Origin of the sequence: Microbacterium aoyamense, from assembly GCF_023155855.1 — a bacterium.
Taxonomy (GTDB): domain Bacteria; phylum Actinomycetota; class Actinomycetes; order Actinomycetales; family Microbacteriaceae; genus Microbacterium; species Microbacterium aoyamense.
This window is the reverse complement of sequence record NZ_JAKNUT010000001.1, coordinates 75,575-102,149: the sequence shown is the minus strand read 5'-3', so window position 1 is coordinate 102,149 and position 26,575 is coordinate 75,575. Positions and strand designations below refer to the sequence as shown.

Annotated in this window: 31 protein-coding genes and 3 tRNA genes; 18 read left to right on the top strand and 16 right to left on the bottom strand. The window is 68.1% G+C overall.

Annotated elements, in window-relative coordinates:
* The first annotated feature begins 125 nt into the window (after positions 1-125).
* The 5 genes from MA876_RS00780 (at position 126) to MA876_RS00760 (ending at position 4,940) form a co-directional block, all read left to right on the top strand.
* Complete coding sequence (locus tag MA876_RS00780) at positions 126-2,090, top strand: alpha-amylase family glycosyl hydrolase (RefSeq protein ID WP_248145075.1); 1,965 nt, start codon at positions 126-128, stop codon at positions 2,088-2,090.
* Positions 2,091-2,164: 74 nt separating this feature from the next.
* Positions 2,165-3,070 carry a bile acid:sodium symporter family protein gene (locus MA876_RS00775; RefSeq protein WP_248145072.1) on the top strand — a complete coding sequence of 302 codons (906 nt, stop codon included), beginning with the start codon at positions 2,165-2,167 and terminating at the stop codon, positions 3,068-3,070.
* Between the two features lie 303 nt (positions 3,071-3,373).
* A complete protein-coding gene (locus tag MA876_RS00770; protein ID WP_248145069.1) occupies positions 3,374-3,874 on the top strand; it encodes an FBP domain-containing protein in 501 nt (166 codons plus the stop codon).
* A complete protein-coding gene (locus MA876_RS00765; protein ID WP_248145067.1) occupies positions 3,871-4,770 on the top strand; it encodes a carbohydrate kinase family protein in 900 nt (299 codons plus the stop codon). Before MA876_RS00770 ends, MA876_RS00765 begins: the two co-directional genes overlap by 4 nt.
* Positions 4,771-4,858: 88 nt before the next feature.
* Positions 4,859-4,940, top strand: a tRNA-Tyr gene (locus MA876_RS00760).
* A 98-nt stretch (positions 4,941-5,038) separates the two neighbouring features.
* Here the strand turns inward: MA876_RS00760 and MA876_RS00755 are convergent.
* Together MA876_RS00755 and MA876_RS00750 are read right to left on the bottom strand one after the other, a co-directional pair.
* A complete protein-coding gene (locus tag MA876_RS00755) occupies positions 5,039-5,590 on the bottom strand; it encodes a small multidrug efflux protein (protein ID WP_248145064.1) in 552 nt (183 codons plus the stop codon).
* Between the two features lie 66 nt (positions 5,591-5,656).
* On the bottom strand, positions 5,657-6,358 hold the full coding sequence (locus tag MA876_RS00750; protein WP_248145062.1) for a GOLPH3/VPS74 family protein: 702 nt from the start codon (positions 6,356-6,358) through the stop codon (positions 5,657-5,659).
* 70 nt (positions 6,359-6,428) lie between these two features.
* Between MA876_RS00750 and MA876_RS00745 the strand changes: the two genes are divergently transcribed.
* Genes MA876_RS00745 through MA876_RS00735 form a run of 3 tightly spaced genes read left to right on the top strand, consistent with a single transcriptional unit; the run spans position 6,429 to position 8,606 of the window.
* Entirely contained in the window at positions 6,429-7,085 is a 657-nt protein-coding gene (locus MA876_RS00745) for a TetR/AcrR family transcriptional regulator (RefSeq protein ID WP_308221643.1), read from the top strand.
* Complete coding sequence (locus tag MA876_RS00740) at positions 7,082-7,639, top strand: YbaK/EbsC family protein (protein WP_248145057.1); 558 nt, start codon at positions 7,082-7,084, stop codon at positions 7,637-7,639. Before MA876_RS00745 ends, MA876_RS00740 begins: the two co-directional genes overlap by 4 nt.
* Positions 7,640-7,673: 34 nt before the next feature.
* On the top strand, positions 7,674-8,606 hold the full coding sequence (locus tag MA876_RS00735; RefSeq protein ID WP_248145054.1) for a hypothetical protein: 933 nt from the start codon (positions 7,674-7,676) through the stop codon (positions 8,604-8,606).
* A 116-nt stretch (positions 8,607-8,722) separates the two neighbouring features.
* Here MA876_RS00735 and MA876_RS00730 read toward each other — a convergent pair whose 3' ends face one another.
* The gene (locus MA876_RS00730; protein ID WP_248145052.1) at positions 8,723-10,318 is read right to left on the bottom strand and encodes a phytoene desaturase family protein; all 1,596 of its coding nucleotides are present in this window, start codon (positions 10,316-10,318) and stop codon (positions 8,723-8,725) included.
* Between the two features lie 42 nt (positions 10,319-10,360).
* Between MA876_RS00730 and MA876_RS00725 the strand changes: the two genes are divergently transcribed.
* From MA876_RS00725 to MA876_RS00705, 5 genes are all read left to right on the top strand, one after another.
* On the top strand, positions 10,361-11,155 hold the full coding sequence (locus MA876_RS00725; RefSeq protein WP_248145050.1) for an inositol monophosphatase family protein: 795 nt from the start codon (positions 10,361-10,363) through the stop codon (positions 11,153-11,155).
* A 315-nt stretch (positions 11,156-11,470) separates the two neighbouring features.
* Positions 11,471-12,820, top strand: coding sequence for a M23 family metallopeptidase (locus MA876_RS00720; protein ID WP_248145048.1), 1,350 nt, complete (start codon positions 11,471-11,473; stop codon positions 12,818-12,820).
* A gap of 65 nt (positions 12,821-12,885) precedes the next feature.
* Positions 12,886-12,957 (top strand) — tRNA-Thr (locus MA876_RS00715).
* Positions 12,958-12,981: 24 nt separating this feature from the next.
* Positions 12,982-13,055, top strand: a tRNA-Met gene (locus MA876_RS00710).
* Positions 13,056-13,134: 79 nt separating this feature from the next.
* Positions 13,135-13,287 (top strand): hypothetical protein, encoded by a 153-nt coding sequence (locus MA876_RS00705; RefSeq protein WP_248145045.1) that lies wholly within the window; start codon positions 13,135-13,137, stop codon positions 13,285-13,287.
* A 192-nt stretch (positions 13,288-13,479) separates the two neighbouring features.
* On the opposite strand, the gene MA876_RS00700 is transcribed toward MA876_RS00705, so the two are convergent.
* Positions 13,480-13,686, bottom strand: a complete 207-nt coding sequence (locus MA876_RS00700; RefSeq protein WP_248145043.1) for a DUF3263 domain-containing protein — start codon at positions 13,684-13,686, stop codon at positions 13,480-13,482.
* Between the two features lie 72 nt (positions 13,687-13,758).
* On the opposite strand from MA876_RS00700, the gene MA876_RS00695 reads away from it, so the two are divergent.
* The 5 genes from MA876_RS00695 (at position 13,759) to MA876_RS00675 (ending at position 16,446) form a co-directional block, all read left to right on the top strand.
* Positions 13,759-14,295 (top strand): hypothetical protein, encoded by a 537-nt coding sequence (locus MA876_RS00695; RefSeq protein WP_248145042.1) that lies wholly within the window; start codon positions 13,759-13,761, stop codon positions 14,293-14,295.
* 94 nt (positions 14,296-14,389) lie between these two features.
* Positions 14,390-14,572 carry a hypothetical protein gene (locus MA876_RS00690; protein WP_248145039.1) on the top strand — a complete coding sequence of 61 codons (183 nt, stop codon included), beginning with the start codon at positions 14,390-14,392 and terminating at the stop codon, positions 14,570-14,572.
* 64 nt (positions 14,573-14,636) lie between these two features.
* Positions 14,637-14,996 carry a hypothetical protein gene (locus MA876_RS00685; RefSeq protein WP_248145037.1) on the top strand — a complete coding sequence of 120 codons (360 nt, stop codon included), beginning with the start codon at positions 14,637-14,639 and terminating at the stop codon, positions 14,994-14,996.
* 51 nt (positions 14,997-15,047) lie between these two features.
* Positions 15,048-15,701, top strand: coding sequence for a hypothetical protein (locus MA876_RS00680; protein ID WP_248145035.1), 654 nt, complete (start codon positions 15,048-15,050; stop codon positions 15,699-15,701).
* A gap of 106 nt (positions 15,702-15,807) precedes the next feature.
* The gene (locus MA876_RS00675; protein WP_248145033.1) at positions 15,808-16,446 is read left to right on the top strand and encodes a hypothetical protein; all 639 of its coding nucleotides are present in this window, start codon (positions 15,808-15,810) and stop codon (positions 16,444-16,446) included.
* A gap of 34 nt (positions 16,447-16,480) precedes the next feature.
* Here MA876_RS00675 and MA876_RS00670 read toward each other — a convergent pair whose 3' ends face one another.
* The 12 genes from MA876_RS00670 to MA876_RS00615 all read right to left on the bottom strand — a co-directional run bounded on the left by MA876_RS00670 (position 16,481) and on the right by MA876_RS00615 (position 26,488).
* Complete coding sequence (locus MA876_RS00670) at positions 16,481-16,768, bottom strand: hypothetical protein (protein WP_248145031.1); 288 nt, start codon at positions 16,766-16,768, stop codon at positions 16,481-16,483.
* 16 nt (positions 16,769-16,784) lie between these two features.
* Complete coding sequence (locus tag MA876_RS00665) at positions 16,785-17,471, bottom strand: LamG-like jellyroll fold domain-containing protein (RefSeq protein ID WP_248145030.1); 687 nt, start codon at positions 17,469-17,471, stop codon at positions 16,785-16,787.
* Entirely contained in the window at positions 17,468-17,851 is a 384-nt protein-coding gene (locus MA876_RS00660; RefSeq protein WP_248145027.1) for a hypothetical protein, read from the bottom strand. Before MA876_RS00660 ends, MA876_RS00665 begins: the two co-directional genes overlap by 4 nt.
* 4 nt (positions 17,852-17,855) lie before the next feature.
* Positions 17,856-18,653: a hypothetical protein gene (locus tag MA876_RS00655; protein WP_248145026.1), complete on the bottom strand. Its 798-nt coding sequence runs from the start codon at positions 18,651-18,653 to the stop codon at positions 17,856-17,858.
* A 12-nt stretch (positions 18,654-18,665) separates the two neighbouring features.
* On the bottom strand, positions 18,666-19,016 hold the full coding sequence (locus MA876_RS00650; RefSeq protein ID WP_248145024.1) for a hypothetical protein: 351 nt from the start codon (positions 19,014-19,016) through the stop codon (positions 18,666-18,668).
* Entirely contained in the window at positions 19,013-19,348 is a 336-nt protein-coding gene (locus MA876_RS00645) for a hypothetical protein (protein ID WP_248145022.1), read from the bottom strand. Before MA876_RS00645 ends, MA876_RS00650 begins: the two co-directional genes overlap by 4 nt.
* A 112-nt stretch (positions 19,349-19,460) precedes the next feature.
* Positions 19,461-19,913 carry a hypothetical protein gene (locus MA876_RS00640; protein WP_248145020.1) on the bottom strand — a complete coding sequence of 151 codons (453 nt, stop codon included), beginning with the start codon at positions 19,911-19,913 and terminating at the stop codon, positions 19,461-19,463.
* A gap of 13 nt (positions 19,914-19,926) precedes the next feature.
* Positions 19,927-20,457 carry a hypothetical protein gene (locus MA876_RS00635; RefSeq protein WP_248145018.1) on the bottom strand — a complete coding sequence of 177 codons (531 nt, stop codon included), beginning with the start codon at positions 20,455-20,457 and terminating at the stop codon, positions 19,927-19,929.
* On the bottom strand, positions 20,454-21,263 hold the full coding sequence (locus MA876_RS00630; RefSeq protein WP_248145016.1) for a M15 family metallopeptidase domain-containing protein: 810 nt from the start codon (positions 21,261-21,263) through the stop codon (positions 20,454-20,456). The genes MA876_RS00635 and MA876_RS00630 overlap by 4 nt, the downstream gene beginning before the upstream one ends.
* On the bottom strand, positions 21,263-22,405 hold the full coding sequence (locus MA876_RS00625; RefSeq protein WP_248145014.1) for a hypothetical protein: 1,143 nt from the start codon (positions 22,403-22,405) through the stop codon (positions 21,263-21,265). The genes MA876_RS00630 and MA876_RS00625 overlap by 1 nt, the downstream gene beginning before the upstream one ends.
* 17 nt (positions 22,406-22,422) lie before the next feature.
* Complete coding sequence (locus MA876_RS00620; RefSeq protein WP_248145012.1) at positions 22,423-23,526, bottom strand: hypothetical protein; 1,104 nt, start codon at positions 23,524-23,526, stop codon at positions 22,423-22,425.
* Between the two features lie 118 nt (positions 23,527-23,644).
* Entirely contained in the window at positions 23,645-26,488 is a 2,844-nt protein-coding gene (locus MA876_RS00615) for a phage tail tape measure protein (RefSeq protein ID WP_248145010.1), read from the bottom strand.
* Positions 26,489-26,575 lie beyond the last annotated feature (87 nt).

Sequence of the window (26,575 nt, the reverse complement as noted above, 5' to 3'; positions counted from 1 at the left end):
CGCGTCCTGCGGCATCCTGAATCCACAACCGAACAACAATCCACGGGCTCTGTCATGGCACCCGCCGTGCAACCACGTCGCACCCTCCGGCGGCGCGTTGTCGCCGGCACTCGAAAGGCTGTGTCATGACATTCCTCACTCCGCACCACGACGGCTCGCCGCTGTACGTCGCCAATCAAGAGCCGGCGCTCGGCGCCACCGTCCACGTACGCCTGCGCGTGCCCGAGGGTTACGGCCCGCTCGCAGTCGTGCGGACGCGCTCGAATCCCGACCACGAGCCCGAGTGGACGGACGCCGTCCGCATCGGCACCGTCGGCGGATGGGACTGGTGGGAGGCCCCGATCACCGTCCGCAATCCGCGCCACGGCTATCGGTGGATGCTCCAGCACGACGACGGGACCGTGGAGTGGCTCAACCAGACCGGTCTGCACGGCATCGAGACGCTGGATGCCGAGGACTTCGCACTCGTCGCCTACCCCGCGCCGCCGGCGTGGCTGCATGAGGCCGTCCTGTACCAGGTGTTCCCTGATCGATTCGCGCGTTCGGCTGCGGCCGACGAGCGTCCGACGCCGGACTGGGCGATCCCCGCGCAGTGGAGCGACCCGGTCGACCCGGTCATGCCGGCGCGCTCGCAGCAGTTCTACGGCGGCGACCTCGACGGAATCATCGAGCGCTTCGACCACCTCGTCGATCTCGGGGTGAACCTGCTCTACCTGACGCCGGTGTTCCCCGCGGCATCCAACCACCGCTACGACGCGGCCAGCTTCGACACGGTCGATCCGCTGCTCGGCGGCGACGAGGCGTACGTGCGACTCATCGAGGCCGCGCATGCCCGCGGCATCCGCGTCATCGGTGACCTCACGAGCAACCACTCCGGCGACACGCACGAGTGGTTCCAGGCGGCGTTGCGCAACCCCGGCGCCGCAGAGGAGGACTTCTACTACTTCACCGACGCAGAGAACGAGGAGTACGTCTCGTGGCTCGGGTACGCGAGCCTGCCGAAGTTCGATTGGTCGTCGCAAGAGCTCCGCGGGCGGTTCATCGAGGGCGAGGAGTCCGTCGTCGCGAAGTGGCTCAAGCCGCCGTTCTCGGCCGACGGATGGCGCATCGACGTCGCGAACATGACGGGGCGCCTCGGCGAGGTCGATCTGAACGCCGAGGTGCGGCAGCTGCTGCGCGAGACCATGCTGAGGCTGAATCCCGACGCGGTTCTGCTCGGCGAATCGACGAACGACGCGGCGACCGACCTGCAGGGCGATGGATGGCACGGGGCGATGACCTACCCGTCCTTCACGCGGCCCGTCTGGGGCTGGCTCAGCGAGCCGACGGGCACGCCCTATCTCGATGCGGACGGCGTCGAGCAGACGCAGGCGTGGTTCTTCGGTCAGCCGATCGGGGGGATCCCGCGCTACACGGCCGCGCAGTTCGTCGAGGCCGTGACGCGGTTCACCGCCGGAATACCGTGGCGCGTGCGCCTGGGCAACATGCAGCCGCTCGACACCCACGACACCGGGCGGTTCGCGACCAACGCGGCACCCGGCACGATTCCCGTCGCGGCCGGCCTGTCGATGACCCTCCCGGGTCTGCCGGTCGTCTTCGCCGGTGACGAGTTCGGCCTCACGGGTGCCGACGGCGAGCTCAGCCGCACCCCGATTCCGTGGGACGAGATGGATGCCGCGCAGGGCCGCATCGCGTTGTACCGCGATCTGATCGCGCTGCGTCGCGCCCACCCTGTGCTCGGCACGGGCGGCCTGCGGTGGCTCCACGTCGACGACGAGACGGTCGTGTTCGTGCGCGAGTCGGCGGGGGAGTCCCTCCTCGTGCTCGCTACCCGCGGCGATGCCGACGTCGAGCTCGCGCCGGGTCTCGTCGCAGGCGCGGCCGAGCCGCTCTTCGGCGACGCGACGCTCGCGGTGGACGGAGACGGCGGGCTGCTGCTCGCGGCCGACGGTCCCGCGTTCGCGGTGTGGGCGCTGCCCGGTGTCGCCGTACCGTCGGTGCACATCGCGCTCCCCGCGCCCGAGGAGCCCCGCGGCCTGGTCGACGCCGATGCACCCACCCCGGCGGCGGAGGTCGCCGGGGAGGACTGACCCGCGGCATCCGTCCGGCGACTGCTTGTGGATAACGCTGACACGGGGTGCCTCCATCCGGCACACTGAGTTCCATGTCAGCGTTGACCACCATCGGACTTCCCGTCGCCCTGGGCATCATCATGTTCGGCCTGGGCCTCAGCCTCACCCTCGGCGACTTCGCCCGGGTGCTCAAGCAGCCCAAGGCGGTGATCATCGCCCTGCTGTGCCAGCTCATCCTGCTTCCCGCGATCTGCTTCGGTCTCGTGATCGCGTTCCAGCTGCCGCCGGTGCTCGCGGTCGGCATGATGATGCTCGCGGCATCGCCCGGCGGCACGACCGCCAACCTCTACAGCCACCTGTTCCGCGGCGACATCGCCCTCAACATCTCGCTCACGGCGGTCAACTCCGTCATCGCGGTGATCACCCTGCCGCTCATCACGAACTTCGCGATCTGGTACTTCGAGCCGTTCGACGACCAGCTCGGCATGCAGTGGTCGAAGGCCGCCGAGGTGTTCGCGATCGTCCTGCTGCCGGTCGCGCTCGGCATGGTCGTGCGCCGGTTCTGGCCGAAGTTCGCCGCGGCGATGGACAAGCCCGTGCGCATCGCATCGGTCATCATCCTCGTGGTCGTGATCGCGGGCGCCGTGGCATCCAACTGGGCCCTCCTCGTCGAGAACTTCGCCCGCCTCTCGATCATCACGATCGTGTTCTGCCTCATCAGCCTCGCCGTGGGCTATGTCGTGCCGCGCTGGCTCAAGGTCGGCAAGCGCCAGGCCATCGCGTCGTCGTTCGAGATCGGCATCCACAACGCCACGCTCGCCATCGTGATCGCCCAGACCGTGCTCGGCTCGGTCGAGCTGTCGCTGCCGGCCGCGGTCTACGGCGTGCTGATGTTCTTCATCGCCTTCGGCTTCGGCTTCCTGATCCGCGAGCGCAAGGGGACGGATGCCGGGGGTGACGCCACCCGCGAGGACGAGGCCGAGCCCGCCTCGGCCTGACCCCCGGGGCGTTACCCCTACCGGCGATCGAGTAGCGGGCGGCAGCCCGCGTGTCGAGATGCCATCTTCCTCGTGGGCGGAGGCATCCGTCCGTCCACCGCTCTGCGTGGTCACTCTCCGCGCAGCGGGTCGATCTGCCGTCGCCCCGGTCGGAGAATGTCACGGATGTCGGAGCCTAGCGCCGGGATCTCGCCGACATCGGCGACATTCTCCGACCGCGATGACTCGCGACGGATGCCGAGGGGCTGGCCCCCTAGGCATCCGTCATTCGTAGACTGGAGACGCGACGACCTGGGAGGTGGCATGCGTCCTTTGACCGAAGACGATGTCCGCGCCGCGCTGGCGAACGCGACGCCCGATGAGCTGCGGGTGCTGTCGGTTCCCGTCGAGCTCGTGCTGGCCGATTGGGATCACCTGGACTTCTGGGCCGCGAAGGACCCGCGCACGCGGGGTCGCGGCTACATCGTGGTCGAGCTCGATGGTGAGCCGCGCGGCATCGTGCTGCGTTCGTCCGAGGGTTCGTCGCACGCGCGGTCGGCCATGTGCAACCTCTGCCACACGATGCAGCCCGGCGATCAGGTCGCGCTGTTCACGGCGCGCAAAGCCGGTGAGGCGGGCGAGCACGGCGACAGCGTCGGCACCTACATCTGCGCAGACCTCTCGTGCCACGAGACCGTTCGACTCGCCGCGCCCCTCGCGCCGAGCGAGATCCGCGCGAGCGTCGACCGGCGCATCGACGGCACCCGCTCGCGCGTCGAGGCGTTCGTCGCACGCGTGCTCGAGACTGCGGGATCACGGCGATGACCGGCCGCGCCGTCGTCATCGGCGATGCGCTGATCGATGAACTCCGCGACACGGGCGGAGTCCGCGAGTTCGTCGGCGGCGCCGCTCTCAACGTCGCCGTCGGACTCTCGCGCCTGGGCGTGCCGTCGTCGCTCATCGCGATGGTCGGCGACGACGAGGCGGGCGATCGCATCCGCTCCTATCTCGACGACTACGGCGTCGAACTGATCGCGACCGTCGGCCCGCACGGGTCATCCCGCGCCGTGTCGATCCGGAGCGCTTCGGGCGAGCCGACGTACGAGTTCAACGACGCAGCCTGGAACCGGGCGGTCGACTTCGCAGAACGGGAGCGCGCGGCGATCGCGGATGCCGCGATCGTCGTCGTGAGCTGCTTCCCGTTCGACGATCTCGCGCAGACGGCGGCGCTCGCCGAGGCGGCCGGCGGGTCGCGGCTCGCGATCGATCCGAACCCGCGCTCGGGCATGCTCCACGACCGCGAGCGCTTCGTCACGGGGTTCGAGAGCGTGGTCCCGGGCGCGACGCTCGCGAAGGTCGGTGAGGATGACGCGGCGCTGCTCTACGGCGAGCCGCTCGACCTGCTGCGCACGCGCCTGATCGACCTCGGCGCTGAGGCGGTCCTCGCGACCTACGGCTCGAGCGGCGCCGCGATCGATGCGGGCCAGGATGCCGTGACCGCGCCGATCTCCGGCTTTCCGGGCCGGATCGTCGACACGATGGGCGGCGGTGACGCGGCGTTCGCCTCGACGATCGCCTCGCTGCTGGCCGGGCGCGACGACTGGTCTGCCGTGCTGCACGAGGCGATGGATGTCGCGGCCGCGACCTGTCGTTTCGAGGGCGCTCTGCTGCGGTTGCCATCGGCGCTCGAGCGAATCGACATCGACGCGATCGGCACCTGATCGCACTGGTTTCTCCGCTCCCGAAACACCAGGTAGGATTGTTGATCGCGCCTCTGGTCGACTGTACAAGCCGGACAGGTGCGCACCTGGCGAGTTACCCAAGCGGCCAAAGGGATCTGACTGTAAATCAGCCGTCTTCGACTTCGGGGGTTCGAATCCCTCACTCGCCACCGACCCGAACGAATCAGGGCCCTCGCGCAGCGGGGGCCCTGATTCGTTCTCTGATGCGCGACCCTCACTCGCCACCGACGCTCGTGGACGCGGGGTCTCAGCCGATCACGAGCGCGAGCACTCCCGCCGCGACAGCGGTGGTGAGCCCGGTCCAGAGCACGATCGCGACCGCCTGCCACAGCAGGATCCATGCTTTCGAGACTCCCGTCGCGACGAGCATCGCCGATGTGAACTGCGTGGGCAGCGCGAGCGGACCGAGGATGCTCGCACCGGGGACGCCGAACCGCACGAGGAACCGACGGAACCGCTGGCGTCCCTTCGATTCAGGCCCCGCCTCTTCGACTTCAGGCGTCGGGCCGGACGGCGCGGATCCGTCGGCGAGCACGAGTTCTCGTCGTCGTGCGCGGTGATCGACGATCGCGGAACGGATGCGTGCGCCGAACACGACGACGACGACGAAGACGGAGAGGAAGTTGCCCGCGGCGGCCGCGAAGAAGGCGACGAAGGGATTGAGGCCGGCCCAGACGCCGAGCACGGATGCGAGCTCTCCCTCGACGAACGGGATGGCCGCTGCAAGCGCGACGATGAGGGGTTGCACGAGTGCGGGGACCTGAGACATCAGGTCCTGGAGGAACTCGACGATGTTCATGGAGTGTCCGTTTCCGGGCGCGCCGAGGCAGCGCCCTTGGAGAGATGAGAATGAGGTGCGACGAGGTCAGCGCGGAGCGATGACGCTCGCGGCGACCAGGGAGTTGACGACGATGGCGGCCATCGTGCGGGCGACCGCCTGGCTGGCACCATCTGCGCCGACATCGTTCCGTTCGAACGCACGAGCACGTTCGGCGACGGCGCCGGTCCACGGGATCTCCCGCCACAGCGTGGGCAGCGATCCGCTCGCAGACACGAGCGCGATGAGCGCGGCTGTTCGCGAGTCGGTCATGGCGCTGTCGACGAGGGCTGCACGCACCTCTCGTATGAGTGCGTCGCGCCGCCCCGTGACGCCGAGACGGAGTCGCTCGGTGGGAAGGATGCCGAGCATCCGTCCGCTCGTGCGATCCACGTCGCCTCTGGCGACGAGCCGGTCCAGTACCGGACCGCGGAGCTGCGGTCCGACCGCGGCGAGCACGGTCTGCACGCGATGGGGCTTGTCGGCGACGTACTGCCAGCCCATCCGCAGGAGCTCGTCATCCGGAGCCGTGTCGCCCTCGGCGAGGACGAGCGGACCTCCGAGGCCGTTGCCTTCGGTGCGCACGAAGCCTTCCAGAGCGAGGTCGCTCAGCAGAGCGCCCGCGAGCACGTAGAACAGTGTGCCCTCGCCGGCGATCGTGCCGGACTCGGGGTCGAACAGGGCCAGCATGAGGTCGTCCGCGATACCGTGACGCGTCGCGGTCGCCTTGTCGGGAGTGGAGTCGTTCATCGGTACGAGCCCTTCTGAGAAGTGGTGCGCCAAAGTTAGCACACTGTACTAGTACGCTGTACTAGTCGGTATTATTCCCAGGAGCACGGGAGGCGGTGGGATCATCGGCACACGAGAGAAGATCGTCGACGCCGCGGTCGCAATACTGCGCGGGGGAGCCTCCGAGAGTCCTAGCGTGCGTAACGTCGCTGCCAGAGCAGGGGTCGGCGCGAGCACGCTTCGCCACTACTTCCCCACGCAGAGGGCGCTGTTCGACGCCGCGCTCACACAGGTCTATGTCGAGGCCATGCCGGACGAGCGCATCAGCGACACGACGGTGCCCGCGCGAGACCGGCTCGTGCAGTGCCTGATCGGACTTCTCGAACCTTTCAGCAATGAGACGCAGGCTCGTCGCACGTGGCAGGCCCTGTACGAGACCTTCATCGCACCTGAAGCCACCGACGCCGCACGACAGGGCTATCTCGTCATCGCGCGCCAGGCAGAGCACCGCATCGAGTCGTGGCTCTCGATCCTCGAGGCCGAAGGTGCGCTGCCGCCGGGCGATACGCGTACCCGGCTCCATCTGCTCATGATCGTCGTGGACGGGCTCTCGCTCGACCGGGCGTTCCCCGAACTCCACAGCCGTGAGGAGGTCGAGGCATCCACCCTCCGCCTCGCCGTCGATGCCGTCTTCGGAGCCGGCGGCGAGCGGCTGACGGACGACTCGCCGGGTAGCGTGAGCGGATGAATCGGACCGGCACAGGATCCCTGACCGCGCGACCCGCCATCGAACATCTCGACCTCGTCGCGGCGCCCGTCGCCGATGCGCTCCGACGGCTCGATCCGTCGACCGCCGCAACGATCGGCGTCGCCGAGATCGATGCCGAGGTCGCGGACACGGCGGCGTTCTGCGAGCGGTACGGCATCGCGATGGATGCCAGCGCGAATTGCGTCGTGGTGAAGGGCAAGCGCGGCTCCGACATCCGGTTCGCCGCATGCATGGTGCTCGCCACCACGAGGGCCGACGTCAACGGCGTCGTGCGACGGCGGCTCGACGTGCGCTCGGCCTCTTTCGCACCGATGGACGAGGCGGTGGCACTCACCGGCATGGAGTACGGAGGCATCACGCCGGTCGGCCTGCCGGGCGATTGGCCGGTCCTCGTCGATGCGGCGGTTGCCGCGGCATCCATCGTCGTCATCGGCGGCGGAGTGCGCTCGAGCAAGTTGTTCCTGCCGGGCGCCACGCTGCTCGCGCTCGCCGGATCGGAACTCGTGGAGGGCCTCGGCCGCGTGCCAGGATGATCACGAGGCACGACCGTCAGAGACGAGGACGACCATGACCGCACCCGCGCCCTATGCGCCGCAGCCCGCGCGCCCGACGTCACTCATCCGCGCGGCGATCTGGGTCGCGATCGGAGCCCTCATCGCGGCGGCGATCGTCTGCGTCGTGTGGATCTTCGTCGGCGCGAGCAACGGCATCATCGGCAAGGCGTTCCTGTCGATCCTGCTGCTCGTCGCGTTCTCGGGCGCTGCGATCCTCGATGCGCATCTCGCGCCGCGCCGCCCGGCGTGGTTCGCACTGTCGAGCATGGCGGGGTGGGTCCTGCTGCTGCTCATCGGCGCGGTCATGATCTGGATGCCGGAACGCTCGTTCTTCTCGGGCTACGGCCGGTTCATCCAGTTCCTGCTGATCGTGCTGATCGTGCAGCTCGTCCTGCTGCACGTGCGTCTGTTCACGAAAGCCTCGCAGCGGTACGTGACACCCTTCACGCAGGTCGTGACGATCATCACGATCGCGCTCGTCGTGGTGCTCGCCGCCCTCCTCATCGTGCCGCTCGTGGGGTGGGAGTATCTCGATCTGCCCGAGCTGTACTGGCGATTCGTCGTCGCGGTCGCGATCCTCGCGGCGGTGGGCACCATGCTCATCCCGCTCGTGAACGTGCTCTTCGCGCCGAAGAAGGCACCCTACGGAGTCGTTCCCCAGACGGCGCATGCCGCACCCGGTGAGCCGCTGCCCTGGCCGACCTTCGTCGACAACGTCACGCCGCTCCCGGTCATGCCCGACGGCTCGCCCGACTGGGGTGCGTACTACACGGGCTACCCGTCGCCGGGGGCAGTCATCGTCGGCTACGCGCCGGTCGAAGAACCGCCGGCACCTCTCGCGGAGCCGACACCACCGGTCACGGCGCCCACACACGCGGCCGGCGCTCGTTCCGGCTACGAGGGCTATCCGCCCGCGCCTCCGCTTCCGCCTCTGCCGCCGCGGTAGCGCGTCGCGTCACACGTCCGCTGCAGTTCGCGGCATCGGCTGCGTCGATCGGTGCAGCGGATGCCGTGAAGTACCGCGGTCGTGGTGCAGAACCCGTGCCGCCGCGGTAGCCCGGCTCAGGCGTCCGCCGCGGCGAGGAGCTCGAGGGCGGCCATCGCCGCGTTGTGTCCGCCGAGACCGCTGACGGCGCCGCCGCGGCGGGCGCTCGATCCGCACAGCAGGATCGCGGGGTGCTCCGTCGCGACGCCCCAGCGCTGCGCGGGCGTGTCGAGCGGCTCGTCATCCTCGGCCCACGGCCACGACAGCGATCCGTGGAAGATGTCGCCGCCGATCATGCCGAGCTCGTGCTCGAGGTCGGCCGTCGTCTTGGCCTCGATGCAGGGCGTGCCGTCGGCAGCCGTGTAGATGACGTCGGCGATCGGCTCGGCGAGGACGGAGTCGAGGGATGCCTGGGCCGCCCGCAACAGCTCGGCGCGGATCGCATCGGGGTCGGCGCCCTCGACGATCCTGTGCGGAACCTGCAGCCCGAAGAGCGTGAGCGTCTGCGCGCCCGACGCCTGCAGTTCGGGGCCCAGGATCGAGGGATCGGTGAGCGAGTGGCAGTAGATCTCGGCCGGAAGAGGATGCGGGATGCCTCCGCCCGAGGCGGTCTCGTACGCGGCATCCAGCTGCGTCATCGTCTCGTTGATGTGGAACGTGCCCGCGAACGCGGCTTCGGGAGCGACGCTCTCGTCGCGCAGCCGGGGGAGCCGCGTGAGCAGCATGTTCACCTTGACCTGCGCGCCCTCGGGGCGTTCACGGACGATGGATGCCGGGGCCCCGTCATCCATCAATTCGTCGAGCACTCCGAGGCCGACGCCGCTCAGGACGACGCGACCGCGCAGGGTCTCGCTGCCCGCGAGGCCGACCTCGCCGTCGGGCGACACCCGGACGACCTCGGTGCCGGTCCGGAGATCGGCACCCGCCTCGCGCGCGGCGCGCTCGAGCTCGGCGGTCACGCGGCCCATGCCGCCGACCGGGACGTCCCAGTCGCCGGTGCCTCCGCCGATGACGTGGTACAGGAAGCAGCGGTTCTGGCGCAGACTCTCGTCGTCTGCGCTCGAGAACGTGCCGATGAGGCCGTCGGTGAGGGCTATGCCGATCGCGATGTCCGTCTCGAGCGCGTCCCGCAGCATGTACCCGAGCGGCTGCTCGAAAAGGTCGTGCCACAGGTCGTCGTCGCCGACGAGACGCTTGACGTCCTCGCGTCGAGCGAGCGGCTCGGTCACGGTCGGGAAGAGCCGCTGCGCGAGCGGAGCGATGCGGTCGTAGAAGGCGGCGAACCGCTCGGCTTCGTCGGGGTCACCTGTCGCGCGCAGGAACGATGCCGCGGTGGCCGCGGCATCCCCCGTGTCGACGAGGATGCCGCGGGACGGGTCGCCGGGAACGGGCGTGTACGAGGAATAGCGGCGGCGAAGCAGCTCGATGGACAGGCCGAGATCGTCGATGATCTGCCGGGGGAGCAGGCTCACGAGGTAGGAGTATCGCGAGAGCCGAGCATCCACTCCCGCCCACGGGCGTTCCGATACGGCGGCACCGCCGACGTGGTCGAGACGTTCGAGCACGACGACGGAACGGCCCGCGCGGGCGAGATACGCGGCGGCGACGAGCGCGTTGTGCCCACCGCCGACGATGACGACGTCGTGGGTATGGGGGAGGACTGCTTCGGCCATGGCTCAACGCTAGCCCGGGGCGACCGCCGATAGCGTTGAGCCATGACGGACGCGACCGACCTCGAAGCCATCGCCACCGAGATCGCGCGAGAGGCGGGCGATCTCGCGCGCCGGCGACGTGCCGAGGGGGTCGCCATCGCCGCGACCAAATCGGCCATCGCCGACATCGTGACCGAGGCCGACCGCGAGGTCGAAGCGCTCATCCGCGCGCGCCTCGTCGAGCGACGGCCCGGCGACGGGTTCCTCGGCGAGGAGTCGGGCGCCGAAGAGGGCACCACGGGAGTGACGTGGGTCGTCGATCCGATCGACGGCACCGTCAACTACGCCTACGGCATCCCCGCGTACGGCGTGAGCATCGCCGCCGTCACTGGCCCGCCGATACCGGGGGAGTGGGATGCCGTCGCAGCGGCCGTCTACGCGCCCGCGACCGACGAGCTCTTCCACGCGGCGGTCGGGCACGGCGCGTGGCTCGGCGATGAGCGCCTCCATGTGAACGACGAGCCGTCAGCCGCCGGGGCCTTGCTCGCGACGGGTTTCGGATACGACTCTGCGACGCACGCCGGCGACCTCGCCCGCGTCGCTCGCGTCATGCCGATCGCGCGCGATGTGAGGCGCGGCGGCGCGGCATCCCTCGATTTCGCGTACGTCGCCGCGGGGCGTCTCGACGGCTATTACGAGCGCGGGCTCCAGCCGTGGGACCACGCTGCCGGCGCGCTGCTGGTCACCGAGGCGGGCGGGGCGTTCGGCCGCGCCGACGGGTCGTCGCCGCACAGACCCCTTACCGTGGCCGCAGGTCGCGGCCTCTTCGATGAGCTCTTCGCGCTCGCGCTCGATTGATCGCGTGTCGCGGGGGTTCGCACATGGCATTCCCAGGGGGCCTGGGTTAGTGTTTATCCGATCGTTACCTCCGTTGCCCGAACCTCGGAGGGATCTCGTACCCGTCCGACTGCCGCCCTCCCCCCGGCCACGGCATGAACCCGAGAGCCTGCTTCCCCCTTGCTGCACGACAACCCCCTGGCTGATGCCGCGCCGACCCGGCGCTCCAGCCGAACCTCCACCACGCCTGTCCCGGCGTCGTCGGAGACCGCAGGGGTTTCGCGCGTAGAACGCCGGCGCCGCGACGCCGCCCTGACGGCGGATCGCCCGGCAGTCGTGTGGGGTCGCGAAGAGCAGTCGACGGATGCCACGCCCGCGCCGCTCGCCGCCGCGGACGCGGCGCTCGCCGCCGTCGCGCCGATCGTCGAGATCGCCGCCGCTTCGGCCGCCGTCGTGCTCGACGCGGTCGAGGAGGTCGTCCTCCCCGAGCCCGCACGGCGCTCGCGTCGTGACGCTCGCGCGCAGCGCGCGGCCGCACCCATCGTCGAGCCCGAGATCGGCCCCGAGTCGTTCGCCATGCCCGAGCCGCTGCCGCGTCGGGCGACGCTTCGCGCGCCGCGGATCGAGGCGGCGTCCGAGCCCGTCGTCGACACCGTCCTCATGCCGGTCGAGCCGTTCGAGCTCGTCGAGCCCACGGTGGTGGAGCCGATCGTCGAGGCCGCCGCCGAGCCGTTCGAGCTGATCGAGCCCGTCGACGTCGAGCCGATCGAAGAGATCATGACGGATGACGCGGAGGACCCGGCATCCATCGCCGACGATTTCGAAGCGGCCGCGCGCCTGTTCTCGTTCACCGGCGAGACCCCGATCATCTCCGAAGAGCGCGTCGCTCCCGTCGAAGAGCTCGCCGTCGCGCATGTCGCGGCACGGAAGCCTCGTCGCGTGACGGGTGCCGTGTTCAAGCGCGTCGCCGCGACCTCGTTCTCGATCGGCGTCTTCGGCGTCGTGGGCCTGATGACCGTCGGCATGACGACTCCCGCCGAGGCGGTCGCCGCCGCCTCCGGAAGCGACAAGACCGCATCGGTGTCGGTCGTCGCGCCCGGCGACGTCGAGGGCGGCGACAGCGCGGACGCCGAGGCGATCCAGGCGTACGTCGCCCCCGCGTCGACCGAGAATGTCGACGTCGCGCGCTCCGAGAGCTACGCGACGGTGTCGATGGCCGAGATCGCGCGCGAGTCGGGCATCCAGAACTTCTCGAACCTCTTCGTCAACGACCCGACGTCGCCGATCCAGTGGCCCTTCGCCGTCGGCGTGCCGATGTCGTACGGCTTCGGCATGCGCTCGGGCGCGATGCACGAGGGCATCGACTTCACGCCGGGTGCCGGATCACCGGTCCAGGCGATCGCCGACGGCACCGTGCGCGTCGCGAGCGAGTCGGGCGGCGCCTACGGCGTGCACGTCATCATCGACCACATCATCGACGGCCAGCTCGTCTCGAGCCACTACGCGCACATGCAGTACGGCTCGCTGCAGGTCGTCCCCGGTCAGAAGGTCACGGTCGGTACGGTGGTCGGGCACACGGGCAACACGGGCCGCTCGTTCGGTGCCCACACGCACTTCGAGATCCTGCAGAACGGCACGACGCCGATCGACCCGTTGCCCTGGCTGCGCGAGCACGCCGGAGGGTGACCCAAGATTCAGCGGGATGCCAGGGCTCTGGTATTCTCGTCTAGTTGCCCGCGCGCGGGTGACACGCCCCGATAGCTCAGTGGCAGAGCACTTCCATGGTAAGGAAGGGGTCGTCAGTTCAATCCTGACTCGGGGCTCGTTGCATTCATCGAATGCTTCGCGGCGGGGTAGCTCAGTTGGTGAGAGCGCACGACTCATAATCGTGAGGTCGCGGGTTCAAGCCCCGCTCCCGCTACAAAACACTGGGAGGTCGGGCCTTCCGATCGCCGCATCCCATCGCTTACCCATCGTTTTCCGCGCAATAGGATGCAGGCATGGATCTGTGGAGCTACATCATCGCGACCGTAATCTTGGGCGCACTGGGGCTGGTCGTCCTGTACTTCGTGATCAAGATGGCGGTGAGGAACGCTCTCATCGATGATCGCCTGTTCCAGGCGAAGGTAGAGAAGATGCGTGAGCGGCGGTAGATCCGCAGTCGCAGGCGGCCGGTCCACTCCCAACCGATCGCTCTGACCCGCACCAAATGCAGCGGTCCGAGTACCACGAGCGAACGTAGATCGCTAGCGCTTCCGCAATGCACTCATCCATGGTCGGAGGTCGACCTTCGCGGACGTAAGCGCGCGACGTGAGCTCGTCAAACCTCTCGGAGTCCGGCTGCATCATGGGCCCAATTGTCGCCACCCGCGACGACTCACGCGATGAGCGGTTATGGCATCGTGCTCCTGCCCTTCGAGTGACGCGGCCGCGCGCTGCAGGAGCAGGTAGTACCGTGCCGGCGTGAGCCCTCGATCGCGGATCGCCGTCTCCTTGCGTGTGCTGTGACGTGGCCATGCGCGCTCGAAGTCGAGCAACTCCCCAGTCCCCATCGCATCATCCTGCATGCGGCATCCGACATCTACGCTCGTGCCTCAGGTGCTGCCGCCGATATGCTCGCGCCCATGGGGACCGAGATCAAGGATGTTCAAACGACCAAGCCGACTGTGGACGAAGTGCGTCCGCCTCGCTGGCCGAAGTGGTTGACGGAGCCGATGACGAAGTACATCGCGGTCGGCGTCGTAGCGCTCGTCATCGGGATCGGTCTCACGTCGCTCGTCTTCGCACCACGGCTGATGTCGGCCAACGAGTATGCCGACGGCATCGAGCAGGAGCTCGAGCGCGCGGAGACGGGGCTCAGCGCGGCACAGTCTGGGCGGGACGCTGCGGAGGAGCGTTACGAGCAACTGGAGGAAGAGATGCGGGGCGCCGGTGACGAACTGGCGGAGCGCGAGGCAGCTCTTGAAGCTGCCGAGGCCACCCTCGCTGAGGACAAGGCGGAGGTTGAGTCTCGCGAGTCTGCCGTGTTCGACCGGGAGAGCGCCGCCGACTGGTGGATCCTGCAGGTGCGCGAGTGCCTGGCGCGAAGCGGCGCTGACCGAGTTGCGACCGTGACGGAGGGCAACCTGATCGGCCGCGACATCACCTGCTACACGACCTGACATCAGAAGAACGGGCCCTCCCAGGTGTTTCGCCATGGGGGGCGTTCGTCGTTGAGCATACGTCCGTGGAGGTCGTAGCGGTACCGTGACCGTCATGAATCCACTGCTGCTCAGCGTGGTGCACACGGCGCACACGGTCGACTCGCTCGAGCTCGCTCTCGACGCCGCTCACAAGGCGCTCGACGATGCCATCGCCGCTGCAATCGCCGGCGGTGTCACGGTCGCGGAGATCGAGGAAGCATCCGGCGTCGAGGTCACCCGACCCGATCGCGCCTGATCATGTCGGCGCCCACCGGGTAGCCTGGATATCCTCTCGGCCGGAGGAAGGAACCCGGCCCGAGGTGACGAAGAACCGCCGCTACGAAGCGCACTACGACCGGCTCAACGACGAGAAGATCGCGCAGGCCGCGGCCGGCGGCAGGCTCGTCACGCTCCCCCGGCAGGCGTACGGTCCACAGCCGATCGAGTGGTCGAAGGACAAACCGCCCGTGTGGGCGTGGGTGTCCTGGTCCGACGGTCCCGCGACGCGCATCGAAGCGTTCGCCGCCGGATGGAACGACCGGGTCGTGATCGTCGAATGGGAAGCGCAGGGAGGGCGGCGCGACACTGTCGTGTGGCGCAACGCCGTCACGAAACGGACAAATGTCCCCCGAAGAGAGGACAGAAATCAACAGCCTGCGCATAGCCGGCTTGTGTCATAGTTACATCAGGAGCCGCGAACCCCCTCGCTGCTCTCAACCTGGGGAGGCGAGTTGAGTGACGATCATGCGACCCAACCGGACGAATCGCCGGACATTCCCGAAGATCCCCGCGGTGCCGTCGGGGCTCCGATCGGTTCTGCTGAACCCGGATCTGCAGATGCAGGACCTGGTCGACCAGATGAACAACCAAGAGCCGATCCCGACGACGCCGATCACGAAGGTGTCGGCGAGCTCGATCGCGATCAGGGAGACTCGCCTGGCGAGCTAAAGCACGTCACTCCGCAGGTTGTTGCGGAGCTCATCGAGACCGCTGTCGAGAGCGCTGTTGAGGGTGCGGTTCGCGAGGCTGTTCAGGTCTTCGGCGAGAGCTTCTCGGGGCCCGTTCCGCAGGCGAAGGATCTTCACGAATACTCGCCCGATCAGCAGGAACGCATCATGCGCATGGCTGAGGCGCCGAGGACGGATGAATCGAAGCGTCGCGACCTTGTTGTCCAGGCGGGGATCGACAGCAACAAGCGGTCCGCGATCATCCAGCCCGCATTGTTCGTCATCTGCCTTGCTGGATCGGCGGTCTCCTTCTGGGTCTTCCAGAACAACATCGCAGGAACCGTGTTCCTGAGCTACCCGGTCCTCAACTTCCTCGCTGGCGTTCGATGGAACCTGTCGCGCCGCGGGAAAGAGACGAAGCAAGAGGACGAGATCTAGAGGCGTTCTCACGCCGAAATCGCCCCTCCCCAGCTGTGAGCCTGTGGCTCATGCCGGAGAGGGGCGGTTCGTGTGTACGTTTCAGGTGTGAGCATATTGTGATCGCATGCTCGAAGTGTGGGCCGGATGGGTCTGGCCGATCATGGTGTTCCTTGCTGGCGCAGGTGTAGGCGCGTTCGCGAGCTTCTGGTACTCGGTCGTTGCACGGATCGGGCGGATAACCGTGCTCGGGAGCAGCGGCACCCTGGAGGAGTACGAAGTCGCGTTGAAGCTTGAGCCCGCGTGGCTGGGATTCCCCAGCTGGAGGATCAATGTCGCGCGCGAGCCAGCACTGCAATGCAGCGCGTGGATCGAAGGGCGTGGCGGGGCAATGCTGCAATACCTCCCATGGTTTACCTCCATGGGAGAGCCGATCGAAGGAACCGTCGACTTCGGACCCGTCAGCGAGTGGCGCGTTCGAATCGACGCCTCGACGATGGGCGGTAAAGAGAGGTTGAAAGGTCGCGTGGGCCGCCGCCCGAAGAGGCGCGATCGCCGAGATATGACCATCGTCATCGACATGCGATACGGTCGCCGCTCCCGCCTCCGGTACCTCACTCGCATCACCCCGTGGGGATGGGAGCTCCGTTTTCAGAAACGCTGGACTCGACGGGCTTGGAGCAAGAGCTGGTCCTACGTCGACCGAGTGGTGATCTGGCACCAGCACCGAGCCCTCGCTCGAGCAGCGAGGAAGGCGGGGCGCTGAAACGACGAAGCGCCCCCATCCGCGCAGCCGAAGCTCAGTTGACGCCGACGAGTTGCTTGGCCCAGAAGAAGAAGTCGTTAGCCTGCGCCTGTGTGCTCTGTCCGTTGGCGATCTTGCCGAGGTTGTCGAGGTCGGTGAACGCCGACTTCAGGATCGCGACCTCGCTGGCGTCGTATCCGAGGTTGATGAGGTCCTGCTCGGTCATGGTGTCGAGTAGTGCGCGGAAGCGGGTGGCGTGCGCGAGCGTGTCGCGCAGTTGCAGCGCGATAGATCCGGCGCGCTGGTCGAAGTCCTGCTTCGTGCGTGAGAATCCGATGGCCATGTGTGTCTCCTTCAGGTCAGGGGGTGATCGAGTCCCAGGCAGCACCTTCGGCGGCCGACTGGGCGCGGTCGAAGATACGGAGGCTGTCGGCGTAGACGAGGGTGGAGCCGCCGTCGTTGCCGCCCATCTCGATCGCGAGTGTGGACTGTGGGGGGCGGGATAGGCCGGTCGCGGTTCCGAGAAGGGTGCCGTCTCGGTAGAACAGGACGGACGTGCCGTTGCGGACGATCGCGAACTTGTGGCCGTTGGTGTCGGCGGTTCCGAAGTTGCCGTTGTAGAGCGTCGACCAGCCGGTCGGGTTCTGCACGACACCACGCAGCACGCCCGCGGTGTCGACGCGGAGGTCGCACCAGATGTCGGCGTAGGCGTCGTCGGCGACCGCGAACAGGAACCTGGTCGTCGGTGCGGTGAGGTTCGCGGCGCGCGCCCAGCAGCGCACTGTCCATGTGGAGGTGGAAGCCGGAAGCCCCAATCCCCAGACTCCCGCGGCGATCCCGTCAGCGATGCTCGTGACGACACCGCCCGAGCCGCCGTCCCCGCCGCTCGCTGACCAGCCGAAGACGTCGGCGTTCGGTGCGGCGTTGCCGGACATGTCCGCCGACACGACGCCCGTCTGCTCGTTGAAGGGGTACTCAGCGAGCGGCGGGCTCCCGAGCGACGACCGCACAGCGATCGCCCCACGGCGTGCGAGGAGGAGGCTCACGCGAGGTCACCCACCAGCACCCACTCATTCGTCGCACGCTTGCGGATCGAGGCGGCGCTGTACTGGGCACGGAGAGCGAGAAGACCGCCCGCGGTGCGGATCGTCACACCAGATCCCGCGACGACCGTGACCGCCCCGGAGCCGAGCCGCAGCAACTCAATGACCGTGCCGACCGGGAACGCGGCGGTCGAGTTCGGGGGGACCGTGATGGTCCGCGCGGAGGCGTTCGACATCGACACGGCGTTGCCGCCGTCGGCGAGGACGAGGGTGTAGTTCGCGGTCTGCGCGCTCTCGGTGACGAGCTTGGCGGCGGCGATGTCGGCGACCGTGACGACGTCGGTCGACCCGGATGCTGCCGCACCGACCTGCTTCCGTGCCACGAGCTCAGCCCGTGACGACGACGCGGTACTGGTTCGTCGTCGGCGCGACCGCGAACGTCAGCGTCACGACGCTCGTCGACGTGAGCACGACGTCGCATTCCACCTCGACGCCGCTGGAGATCTCGTACACGGCGACGGTGACGTCGAGGGTGCCGAGGCTGTGGGTGATGGTCGCGGACGTCGAGCCGCTGGGGACGTTGACGGCGTACTTCACCGCGACGCCCAGCGACCGCAGATCGGCGATCGAAACGGCGAGCTCGGTCGCGTCGATCGTCAGACCGCCGCCCGCCTTGAGGTCGACGGAGAACGACGACCCGGACAGGTCGAGACCGTCGCCGGCCGTGTAGGTCGCGCCGGATCCGCCGAGCTGGGTGAACGTCAGCGCCGTCGTGCCGACCGTGATGGCACCGTCAGTGGTGAGGATGAAGACCTTGTCGCCGTTGACGGTGCCCGCTTCGACGGGGATCGATGCGGCCGCGGTCACCTCGACGCTGTCGTCGAAGTCCGCCGCGCGCGACCAGGCGCCAGCTGCGACGACGTAGATGCCGTTGTTTGCGCCCGTCGACTGATCCTTCACCAGCACCCGGTCGGCCGCTGAGAGCGCGACACCGTCGATGGTCTGCGTGCCCGACAGGGTGATGTTCGCCGTCGTCGCGACGCGGACGGAGTTCTTCCAGTCCAGGCCGCGGGCGATCGCGTCGAGCTGCGCCTTCGTGACCGCGTCGGCGGGGGCGGTGCCGTCGGCGAGGTTGGTGATCTTCTGCGACGCGACGTCGATCCCGGTAAGGAACTTCTTCGCCATGAGTGCCTGCTCTCAGTTCAGGACCGCGAGGCCCGTGGTCGGTGTGGGGAAGCTGACCGTGACGGTTGTCGTGGTGGCGGTGACGTCGGCTTCGACCTGCTCGCCGTCGACGTAGAGCGTCACGGCGGGGATGCGGCCGAACGTGTGCGGGATCACCCACGACGCGGACGGGACCATCTGCGCGTGCGTCGCGCCAGCGGCGGGTGGGTTCTGCTCGAGGTAGTCGGCGACGGCCGCGGCGATCGCTTCCGGCGAGCCGCCCGATGGGCCTCGCTGTCCCGTGGCCACCTCGACAATGACTGTGGGGGTGGCGATGACCTCGACCACAGGCGCTTCGACGAGAACCTCGACGACTTCGCTCATCGCGTTACGTCGTTCCGCCACGCGGTACGGAACCGCACGAACGTTCTGGGGTCATCGTCGACTGTCTCGACCGCCTGGATGTCCGCGATCCCATCGCCGCCCATTTCTCGCGTCTGGGCTCCCGTCGCACGGACAGTGATCTCGCCCGCGACCGCGTGGCTTGTGTCGACGGCGAGGTCGACGGTGCGGGTGCCGGCTCGCCACTGAGACTTCCAGTCGATCCACGCCGACAGGTCCTCGGGGGTGGTCTCGTTGGACTTGAACCGGAAGGTCTGCGCCCAGCCGTCGCCGGCGTACACCTCGACAGGGGTGGCGTAGTTCGGGACAGGCATGATTCTCCTTCACGATCGGAGGACGAACACGGTGACGATGGTGACCGCGAGCAGCAGATCCAGATCCCACAGTGCGAGATCGAGGAGGACCCACTGCTCGCGGGTCATGGCATCAGAAGTCGGGCAGCGACGTGACGTCGAAGGAGCCGTCAGGGTTCTCGCGTGCGGGCGTCGGCGACGGCGTGATGTACAGGGCCGCGAGGAGCGCCGCGGCAATCGCGAGCACATCCGAGAGGGTCTGCAGTGCGTTCTCCGCCTGCACCGGCGTGAAGTAGCCCAGGGTCGTCAGAGCGGGGGCGACGAAGCCGCCGAGCGTGTAGATCGCCGCGCGGCCGCCACGCTGGAACCAGGTCGCGGCGTCCTGCCACGTGAGGTTCGCGAGCATCAGCAGACCGGCGAGGACCTGCAGCGCCGCCTGGATGATGATGAGCCACGGCTCGATCGCGGACTGCTCGACGACGCCGAGCCGCTGCAGGAGCGGGAGCAGCGCGAGAGCGACGGCGTAGAGCGCGACGCGGCGGCCGGCGGTGAACCAGTCGCGGATGGGCGTGAGGAACTTCTTCACGATGACCTCCTGGTCAGTTGGGGATGTCGTTCTCGGTGATGGTTTGCTGCTCGCGAGCTGCACGGAGACTGCGGCGGGTGGTGGTCGCCTCGAGCGGTTCGGGATTGAGCGTGGACTCGAGGTCGGCGCGAAGCTTCGCGTCAGCGGCGCGGAGCTGCTCATCTGAGTCGGTGAGTTCGGCGACCCGGTCGTAGAGCCCGCGGACACCGAGCTCGAGCCGCTCGGTCGTGTTCTCGACCCGCTTGAGCCCGTCGTTCATTGACGTGCCACCGTTCGGGTGCAGCTCGTGATAGATCCCGTCGACCTTCTTCGCGAGCTCCTCGTGCCGGTTGTCCGACCGCTCGATGAACGACGGAAGCCCCTGCACCGACACGAGGATCGCAGCCGACTGGATGATCCCTCGCGCGAGTGCAACGACGGTCCGCCAGCCCTTCTTGTAGATGAAGAGCACCGCGGCGACGACCGCGGCGACGATGAGGATCAGGTCCCACAGTGAGACGGCGTCGAGCCACGCGACGAGCCAGGGTGGGGCGTCGAGGTTCACCCGCCCGCCAGGACTTTGGCGCACGCAGCCTTGATGACGTCCGCCGCGCCCTTGCTCGTCGCGAACGCCGGGCCGGTGTCGTGCGATGCGCGCAGGTTCGCCAGATAGCCGTCGGTGAACGGCGTGTCATTGGCGCCGTTCGTGAACTCCACGTTGAACCCCGACCCCGCGTTGTAGACGAGTGCCGTGTACGTGGGCTTGGGGCTGGTGGTGTCGTTGCGGTACGTCGCAAGCGAGTTCTTCGGCATGTCGTCGTCCTCCTCGGACTGTGGTTCAGGTTCTGGATTTGGTTCGAAGGTGTTCGAGCCGCTGCCCGCCCACGATGGGATCGCCCACGGGTCACCCGTGAACTCGATGTGCCACAGCTCGCCCGGCACCCGCTGGGTCGCGAACCGCCACTTGGCGCAGAGCGCGGCGAAGATCGCCCACGCCTCACGCTCGGTGCGGGCGAGGTCGCGCCAGTTGGCGACGTCGACGGCACCGTACGCACCGTGCGGCGACGTGCCCGGCTTCGCGGCCTTCGGCTTCCCCGGGCGCCGCTTCCACCAGCGGCCGCCCCAGTAGTACTCGTACCCGGCGACGGGGAGGACGTGCGCGGTGTAGTTGTCGCGCAGGTACTGCTCTTGCGCGGCGAGCGGCCGATAGCCGTTCCACCCGCCCGTGATCCGAAGCGTCACGCCGTACGATGCCCGGGCCTCACCCACAAGACCCTGCCAGTGCGCATTCACACCCGGCAGCAGGTAGTGCTCCGGGCCGATGTAGACGAGCTGCCCGAGCGGGACCTGACCGTTTCCGTATCCGCCCATCACGCCACCTTCAGCTTCCTCGGCACGGCGAACAGCTCGAGCGTCGCGTCACCGGTCTCGGGCAACACATAGGGCGACAGGTCGACCCAGTCCTCACCCCACGTGGTGGTTCCGTTGTTGACCCAGCGGCGGAAGTAGATGCCCATGCCCTCGCGGATCGGCCAGGTGCGGCCGACACAGCGGATCGACTCGGGGAAGATCACCCCGCCTCGATAGCGAACCTGGTTGGCGATGTTGAACACACCCTGCTCGGGCGCGTACACCCAGACGGAATCTCCGACACCGACGTGCATGCCGACGTCGTACGCGTCCACGCTCGCGCGGAACTCGCGGTGCCCGTAGCGGACCTTGCCCCACTCAGCGGTAGCGAGGCCGAGCGCGTCCGCCGAGGCGGTGATCTGGCTGTCCTCGGTGATGCGGCGGATCTCTGCGCTCGTGCCGTCCGGCTCCCGGAACGGGACGTCGGCCGCGGCGACCGTCAACCCGCCCTGCTCCACGGACGTGGTGCCGGAGCCGTAGTACAGCATCCGCGACCGTTCCCAGTCCTCGAGGTCCTCCGACAGCGACAGGTCGCCGACGAGGCCCGTGAGGTGAAGCTCGCGACTGCCCTCACCGCGGCGGGAGACGACAACCGTCTTCGGGGTCGTGACGAACAACTGCGCGCGCGTGCCGACGTCGAGGGTGAAGTTCGGACGCACCCGCCACTCGCCACCGAAGAACGCGCACACCTCGTCGAGCGCGGCACGCACCGTCACCGCCTTGAAGTCCTTCGTGTAGGACCCGCCGCCAGCCGCTGGGGTGATGCCCGCATTCAAGTAGGTCGGGAGCAGCGCCGTCGCCCACGTCGCAAACGTCGTCGGTGTGCTCAGCGGCGCGATGACCGTGCCCTGGTTGTTGTCCGTGCCGAGCTGGCCGACGATGCCGTCACCGGAGACGCGGGTGCGCCGTTCACGGCCCGTGAGTCGACCCGAGAAGCGCGCGTTCGCGAGGATCGCAGCCGTGCCGACGTCGCGCATCGGCAGCCGGGTTGGGGTGACGACGATCGTCCCGAACCCCTGCCCCTGCACGAGCGGCCGGCACAGCTCCACGACGTGCCGCGGCGACTCATCCCGCAGGGTGAAGTCGACTCGCCCCGGCGCCATGTGGCGTTCCTGCACTGTCACGGGACGACCACCGACTGCCGCTGCTCTGACGCCCAGAAGTACGACGCGATCGCCTCGGCGGCGGTGTCCGGGGAGCTGGACAGCATGGCACCGAACCCGAGAGGGAACTCCTGGTTCACGGACGTGGGACTGAACTTCCCCGAGGCGACGCCGATCGCCACTGGTGAGGCGAAAAGCGCCGACCCGCTCGTGACCGCGGTGATGATGCCACCGTTCGTCTGCGACGATGTCGCCATTGTCGACTCGACCTTCGGCGCTCCGTAGGAGCTCACCATGTGCGCGGACACCATCCGGTCACCGCGCCGCAGATTGAACGTCACCTCGACGTTGCCGAGGATGATCGTCGGCGATGCCTGAATGTGTGCGCGGACACGGATCGCGACCGCCTCGGGACTGTTGCGCAGCACCACGAGGGACTTCGTCCGAAGGTAGATGTCGTTGACCGTGGGGAAGAACTCGACTGTCGGCAGACCGGCTACCGTGATCCGCCACACCCATCGCGGAGACAGCGGATTCGTCATCGCCGACTCGAACGTCACCAGATCGTTCGACAGCTTCACGGATGAGCCCAGATGCACGCCCGCGGGGCGGCCCGTCTGCACGACATCGGGGGTCGACAGCAGGTCATCCGTGAACAGGATCGTCGCCGCGCCGTTGTAGAAGTCCTCCGGCTCGCACATGTACAGCCACGAGCACGCCCCATCGAACCGGGATGCCGAGCCTGTCTGCACCGATGCCGCGCCGCGATCCTGGTCCTCGATCCGCATGAACGTGGACCCACTCGCCGCATGCTCGACGAAGTCCGTCGCGCCGCTCGGGAACCCGATCGACCTGGGCGCGGCCGTCGTGATCCCGTGCGCGTTCGTCCGGATCGCGCCCACCGACGCGATCTCGATCAGCGGCGCCTGAAAGTTCAGCACCCGCTCGAGCTCGAGCTCGGCGTACACGACGCCGTCGAAGTAGGCGGCAGCGTGCGGTGTCACCGATGCGCCCAGCAGCCGGTAGTAGCCGTCACGGCTGGAGTCCTCGTCGGACACCAAGGGGAGGAACAGCTCGTCGGGATTGTCGACGTACCCGAGGATCTGCTGACGAAGAATCACCGCATCAGCGAACGCGCCGACCTTCGTCTCCAGGCCCACCGTGACGCGAGACCCTCGGTCCTGCCACGACGTCGTCCCGAAAATGGCCCCATCGCCCACGCGGCCCAAACGGATCAACTCAGACGCTCCTGTCATGTCGGCGGATGACCTCGATGAGCTCGCGGCCGTCGACGTTCAAGTGGATGTGTTCCTCGACGACTGTCGGCTGAGGGGCGCGAGACGGTGCGCTGCTCACGGGGGAGCCGTTCGCGTACTGCGCGGCACCCGCCGGAATGTACGTGCCGCCGAAGATTCGCGCCGTTTCGGACATGATCTGCTCAGAGCGGGCACGCTTCGACGGCGCGTGCGGGACGTACGTCTCACCGCCGGTCTCCGGCTCCGCCCACACCCGCCAAGCGCCGGCGCGCGCCATCTGCGCGACGTGGTTCTCGCGAACCCCGCCGTTGGCGTACGACTCAATGAGGTTGCCGTCCGCCGAACCAAAGCCGAACTGGTTCGCGATCTGCTGGTCGGACAGCGGTGTCCCGTCGGGGCGGGCGACGGTGACCGTGATCGTCTTATCGTTCAGCGCGGCGATCGCGTTCTGGATGCGCTCGATCCTCGTCGCGGCCTCGTCGACCTCCGCGACCATCTTCCACTCTGACTCCGTCGGAATGGCGAGGATCTTGTCGGCGAGGTCTTCCGCAGCCTGACCTGTGATGCCGAGGTCGTTGATGCGGTCGAGCAGAGACTGACGTGAGGACTCCAGCGAAGCCCGGTACTCCTCGTACCCGCCACCACTCTCGCTCGTCGCCTTCGCCGCGTCCATCGCCGCTTCGGCGATGGCGTCGAGGTTCGCCTCGTTCTCGCGACCGGCCTCGGTGTTCAGATCGAGAGAGTTCCCATGCTCAGCCAGGGCTGCGTCGAACTCGGAGAACGACTCGATGAGTCGGCGGTTCGCTTCGCGGGTGTCGAGATTGGAGCGATTCGCCTCGAAGATCGTGTCGATCAGCTCGGACAGGCTGCCCTCGAGATCTCCCACCGCATCCGAGGTCGTCATGTACGCCTCGGCGGCAGTCTTGGACGAATCGATACCGTCCTCGGTGACCTCGTTGGCCCGCTCGTTCGCTTTCGTGCCGCGATCGCGAGCTTCGTTCAGACCCTCGACCGCCTGAGTGACGGTGGTCGACAGCAGCGAGTACTCCGTGAGCGTCAGGCCCAGCTCGTCGAGCTTCGCTTTGAACTCGTCCGATCCGAAGCCCCCGGCTGCGAGCTCCTCCTTGAGCTGCTTCATCGCGGCCGCGTTGCCCTCCGCTGCGGAGGTGACCAGGTCGACGCCGATGCCTAGCTTCTCGGCGGCCTCGTACGCAGAGTCGTACTCAAGACCGAGGGCGCTCTGCCGGAGCTCCAGCTCGGCGGCGACAAACTCCCGCACAGAGTCGGCACCCTGCTTCAGCGCCGACGCGTAGCTCTCGGCGCGCTGCCGAGCCTCTGCCTGCTTCTGCGCGAGGAGGGAGACGACGGTGATAACTCCGGCGAGTGCGATGCCGACGCCTACGCCAGTGAGCGCGGTCCGGCCCAGGCTGATGTCTGCAGCGTCGAGCGTCTTCTTCAGCTCCGCGAACTTCGCCGTGAGCCCCAGGACAGAGCCCTGGAACAGCAACACGGCAGCTCCGGCCACGCCGATGACCAACGCAGTCGCCTGCACCTCGTCCGGCAGCTCCCCGTACCAGTCGACAAGCTCAGTGATCGTCTGGACCATCTCGCGCAGAGTGTCATTCGCCCCTGAGCCGGTCTTGATGAGCGCGGTCTCGAACGCGCCGCCGAGCTTCTCGACGTCGCCCGCGAGGTTGTCCTGCCTGATCGCGGCCTGCTCCGCGGCGTATCCGCTGTCGTCGACCGCGTCGGTCCACTCGTCGATCGCCTTCGCTCCGCCGGAGTACAGGATGCGGGCGGTCGTGATCTGCTCATTACCGAAGATCCGGCCGAGGGCTGCGGAACGCTCCGCTTCCGTGAGGCCGCCGAGACGGTCCTGCAGGATCTGCGAGATCGTCGCCATCGACTTCATGTTCCCTGCGGCGTCGAAGATCTCAATGCCGTACTCGCCCATGGTGCGGGTGGCGATCGCCGACGGTGCCGTGAGCGACATGAGCACGCCGCGGAGGCCGGTGCCGGCCCTCTCGCCGAGGATGCCCTGCGATGCGAGGTAGGCGAGCGTGCCGCCCGTCTCCTCGAGCGAGATGTTCAGCCCAGCTGCCACGGGCCCGACGTACTGTAGCGCGAGAGCCAGGTCGTCGACGGAGCCCTGCGCCTTACCGGCGCCAGCCGCGAGGATGTCGGACACATGGGCGGCCTGCTCGGCAGGCAATTTGAATTGCTTGAGGGTGGTCGCCATGATCTCGGCGGACCGGGCGACCTGCAACTGACCGGCGGCGGCGAGTGCGAGTGCACCGTTGAGGGAGCCGCCGACGATGTCGGACACGCTCATGCCCGCCTTCGCGAGCTCCTCCTCCGCGGCCGCCGCCTCGGTCGCCGAATAGGCGGTGTCAGCGCCCGCCTGCAGCGCTGCTTCGCCGAGAAGCTTCTGCTCCGCCGCAGTCGACATCGTCGCCGCGCGAACATTGGACATCTGCGCGTCGAACTGCGTGAACTTCACCACGGAGAGGGTGACGAGCGCCGTGACTGCGACGCCTGCCCCGATCAGAATCCCCGAGAGCTCCTTGAACGCTCGGGCTTGCTCCTCCGCCGCCTGCTTCTGCTCGCGCGCAGCCTTCTCCTGCAGACGCTGCTTTTGGGCGGCAGTGAGAGACTTCTTGCCGACCTCCTCCGTCGCCTTCGCCTGCTCGTCGAGGGGCTTCTTCGACTCCTTCGCGGACTTCGTGGTGTTCTTGACCTGGTCGTCAAGCTGCTTCAGCTCCGCCTGGGCGACCTTCGCCCCGACCGTCTGGATGCGGAACATCAGCGCGCCGGCGTCGAACGACATCCCTCACCGCCTTCTGCACCCAGGTGCCGTCGATGTCGGGGAGTCGGTAGAGCGCCGTGCGCACGAAATGCCAGGGGCGGGTGTCGA

What these genes read in the sequence shown, in the direction of transcription:
- MA876_RS00675 (WP_248145033.1), top strand. Translation starts at nt 15,808, where the DNA reads ATGCTCGAAGTGTGGGCCGGATGGGTCTGGCCGATCATGGTGTTCCTT.
- MA876_RS00645 (WP_248145022.1), bottom strand. Translation starts at nt 19,348, where the DNA reads ATGCCTGTCCCGAACTACGCCACCCCTGTCGAGGTGTACGCCGGCGAC.
- MA876_RS00750 (WP_248145062.1), bottom strand. Translation starts at nt 6,358, where the DNA reads ATGAACGACTCCACTCCCGACAAGGCGACCGCGACGCGTCACGGTATC.
- MA876_RS00625 (WP_248145014.1), bottom strand. Translation starts at nt 22,405, where the DNA reads ATGGCGCCGGGGCGAGTCGACTTCACCCTGCGGGATGAGTCGCCGCGG.
- MA876_RS00725 (WP_248145050.1), top strand. Translation starts at nt 10,361, where the DNA reads ATGACGGACGCGACCGACCTCGAAGCCATCGCCACCGAGATCGCGCGA.
- MA876_RS00655 (WP_248145026.1), bottom strand. Translation starts at nt 18,653, where the DNA reads ATGGCGAAGAAGTTCCTTACCGGGATCGACGTCGCGTCGCAGAAGATC.
- MA876_RS00670 (WP_248145031.1), bottom strand. Translation starts at nt 16,768, where the DNA reads ATGGCCATCGGATTCTCACGCACGAAGCAGGACTTCGACCAGCGCGCC.
- MA876_RS00695 (WP_248145042.1), top strand. Translation starts at nt 13,759, where the DNA reads ATGGGGACCGAGATCAAGGATGTTCAAACGACCAAGCCGACTGTGGAC.
- MA876_RS00740 (WP_248145057.1), top strand. Translation starts at nt 7,082, where the DNA reads ATGAATCGGACCGGCACAGGATCCCTGACCGCGCGACCCGCCATCGAA.
- MA876_RS00765 (WP_248145067.1), top strand. Translation starts at nt 3,871, where the DNA reads ATGACCGGCCGCGCCGTCGTCATCGGCGATGCGCTGATCGATGAACTC.
- MA876_RS00775 (WP_248145072.1), top strand. Translation starts at nt 2,165, where the DNA reads ATGTCAGCGTTGACCACCATCGGACTTCCCGTCGCCCTGGGCATCATC.
- MA876_RS00705 (WP_248145045.1), top strand. Translation starts at nt 13,135, where the DNA reads ATGGATCTGTGGAGCTACATCATCGCGACCGTAATCTTGGGCGCACTG.
- MA876_RS00615 (WP_248145010.1), bottom strand. Translation starts at nt 26,488, where the DNA reads ATGTCGTTCGACGCCGGCGCGCTGATGTTCCGCATCCAGACGGTCGGG.
- MA876_RS00780 (WP_248145075.1), top strand. Translation starts at nt 126, where the DNA reads ATGACATTCCTCACTCCGCACCACGACGGCTCGCCGCTGTACGTCGCC.
- MA876_RS00730 (WP_248145052.1), bottom strand. Translation starts at nt 10,318, where the DNA reads ATGGCCGAAGCAGTCCTCCCCCATACCCACGACGTCGTCATCGTCGGC.
- MA876_RS00630 (WP_248145016.1), bottom strand. Translation starts at nt 21,263, where the DNA reads ATGGGCGGATACGGAAACGGTCAGGTCCCGCTCGGGCAGCTCGTCTAC.
- MA876_RS00735 (WP_248145054.1), top strand. Translation starts at nt 7,674, where the DNA reads ATGACCGCACCCGCGCCCTATGCGCCGCAGCCCGCGCGCCCGACGTCA.
- MA876_RS00690 (WP_248145039.1), top strand. Translation starts at nt 14,390, where the DNA reads ATGAATCCACTGCTGCTCAGCGTGGTGCACACGGCGCACACGGTCGAC.
- MA876_RS00700 (WP_248145043.1), bottom strand. Translation starts at nt 13,686, where the DNA reads ATGGGGACTGGGGAGTTGCTCGACTTCGAGCGCGCATGGCCACGTCAC.
- MA876_RS00755 (WP_248145064.1), bottom strand. Translation starts at nt 5,590, where the DNA reads ATGAACATCGTCGAGTTCCTCCAGGACCTGATGTCTCAGGTCCCCGCA.
- MA876_RS00650 (WP_248145024.1), bottom strand. Translation starts at nt 19,016, where the DNA reads ATGAGCGAAGTCGTCGAGGTTCTCGTCGAAGCGCCTGTGGTCGAGGTC.
- MA876_RS00770 (WP_248145069.1), top strand. Translation starts at nt 3,374, where the DNA reads ATGCGTCCTTTGACCGAAGACGATGTCCGCGCCGCGCTGGCGAACGCG.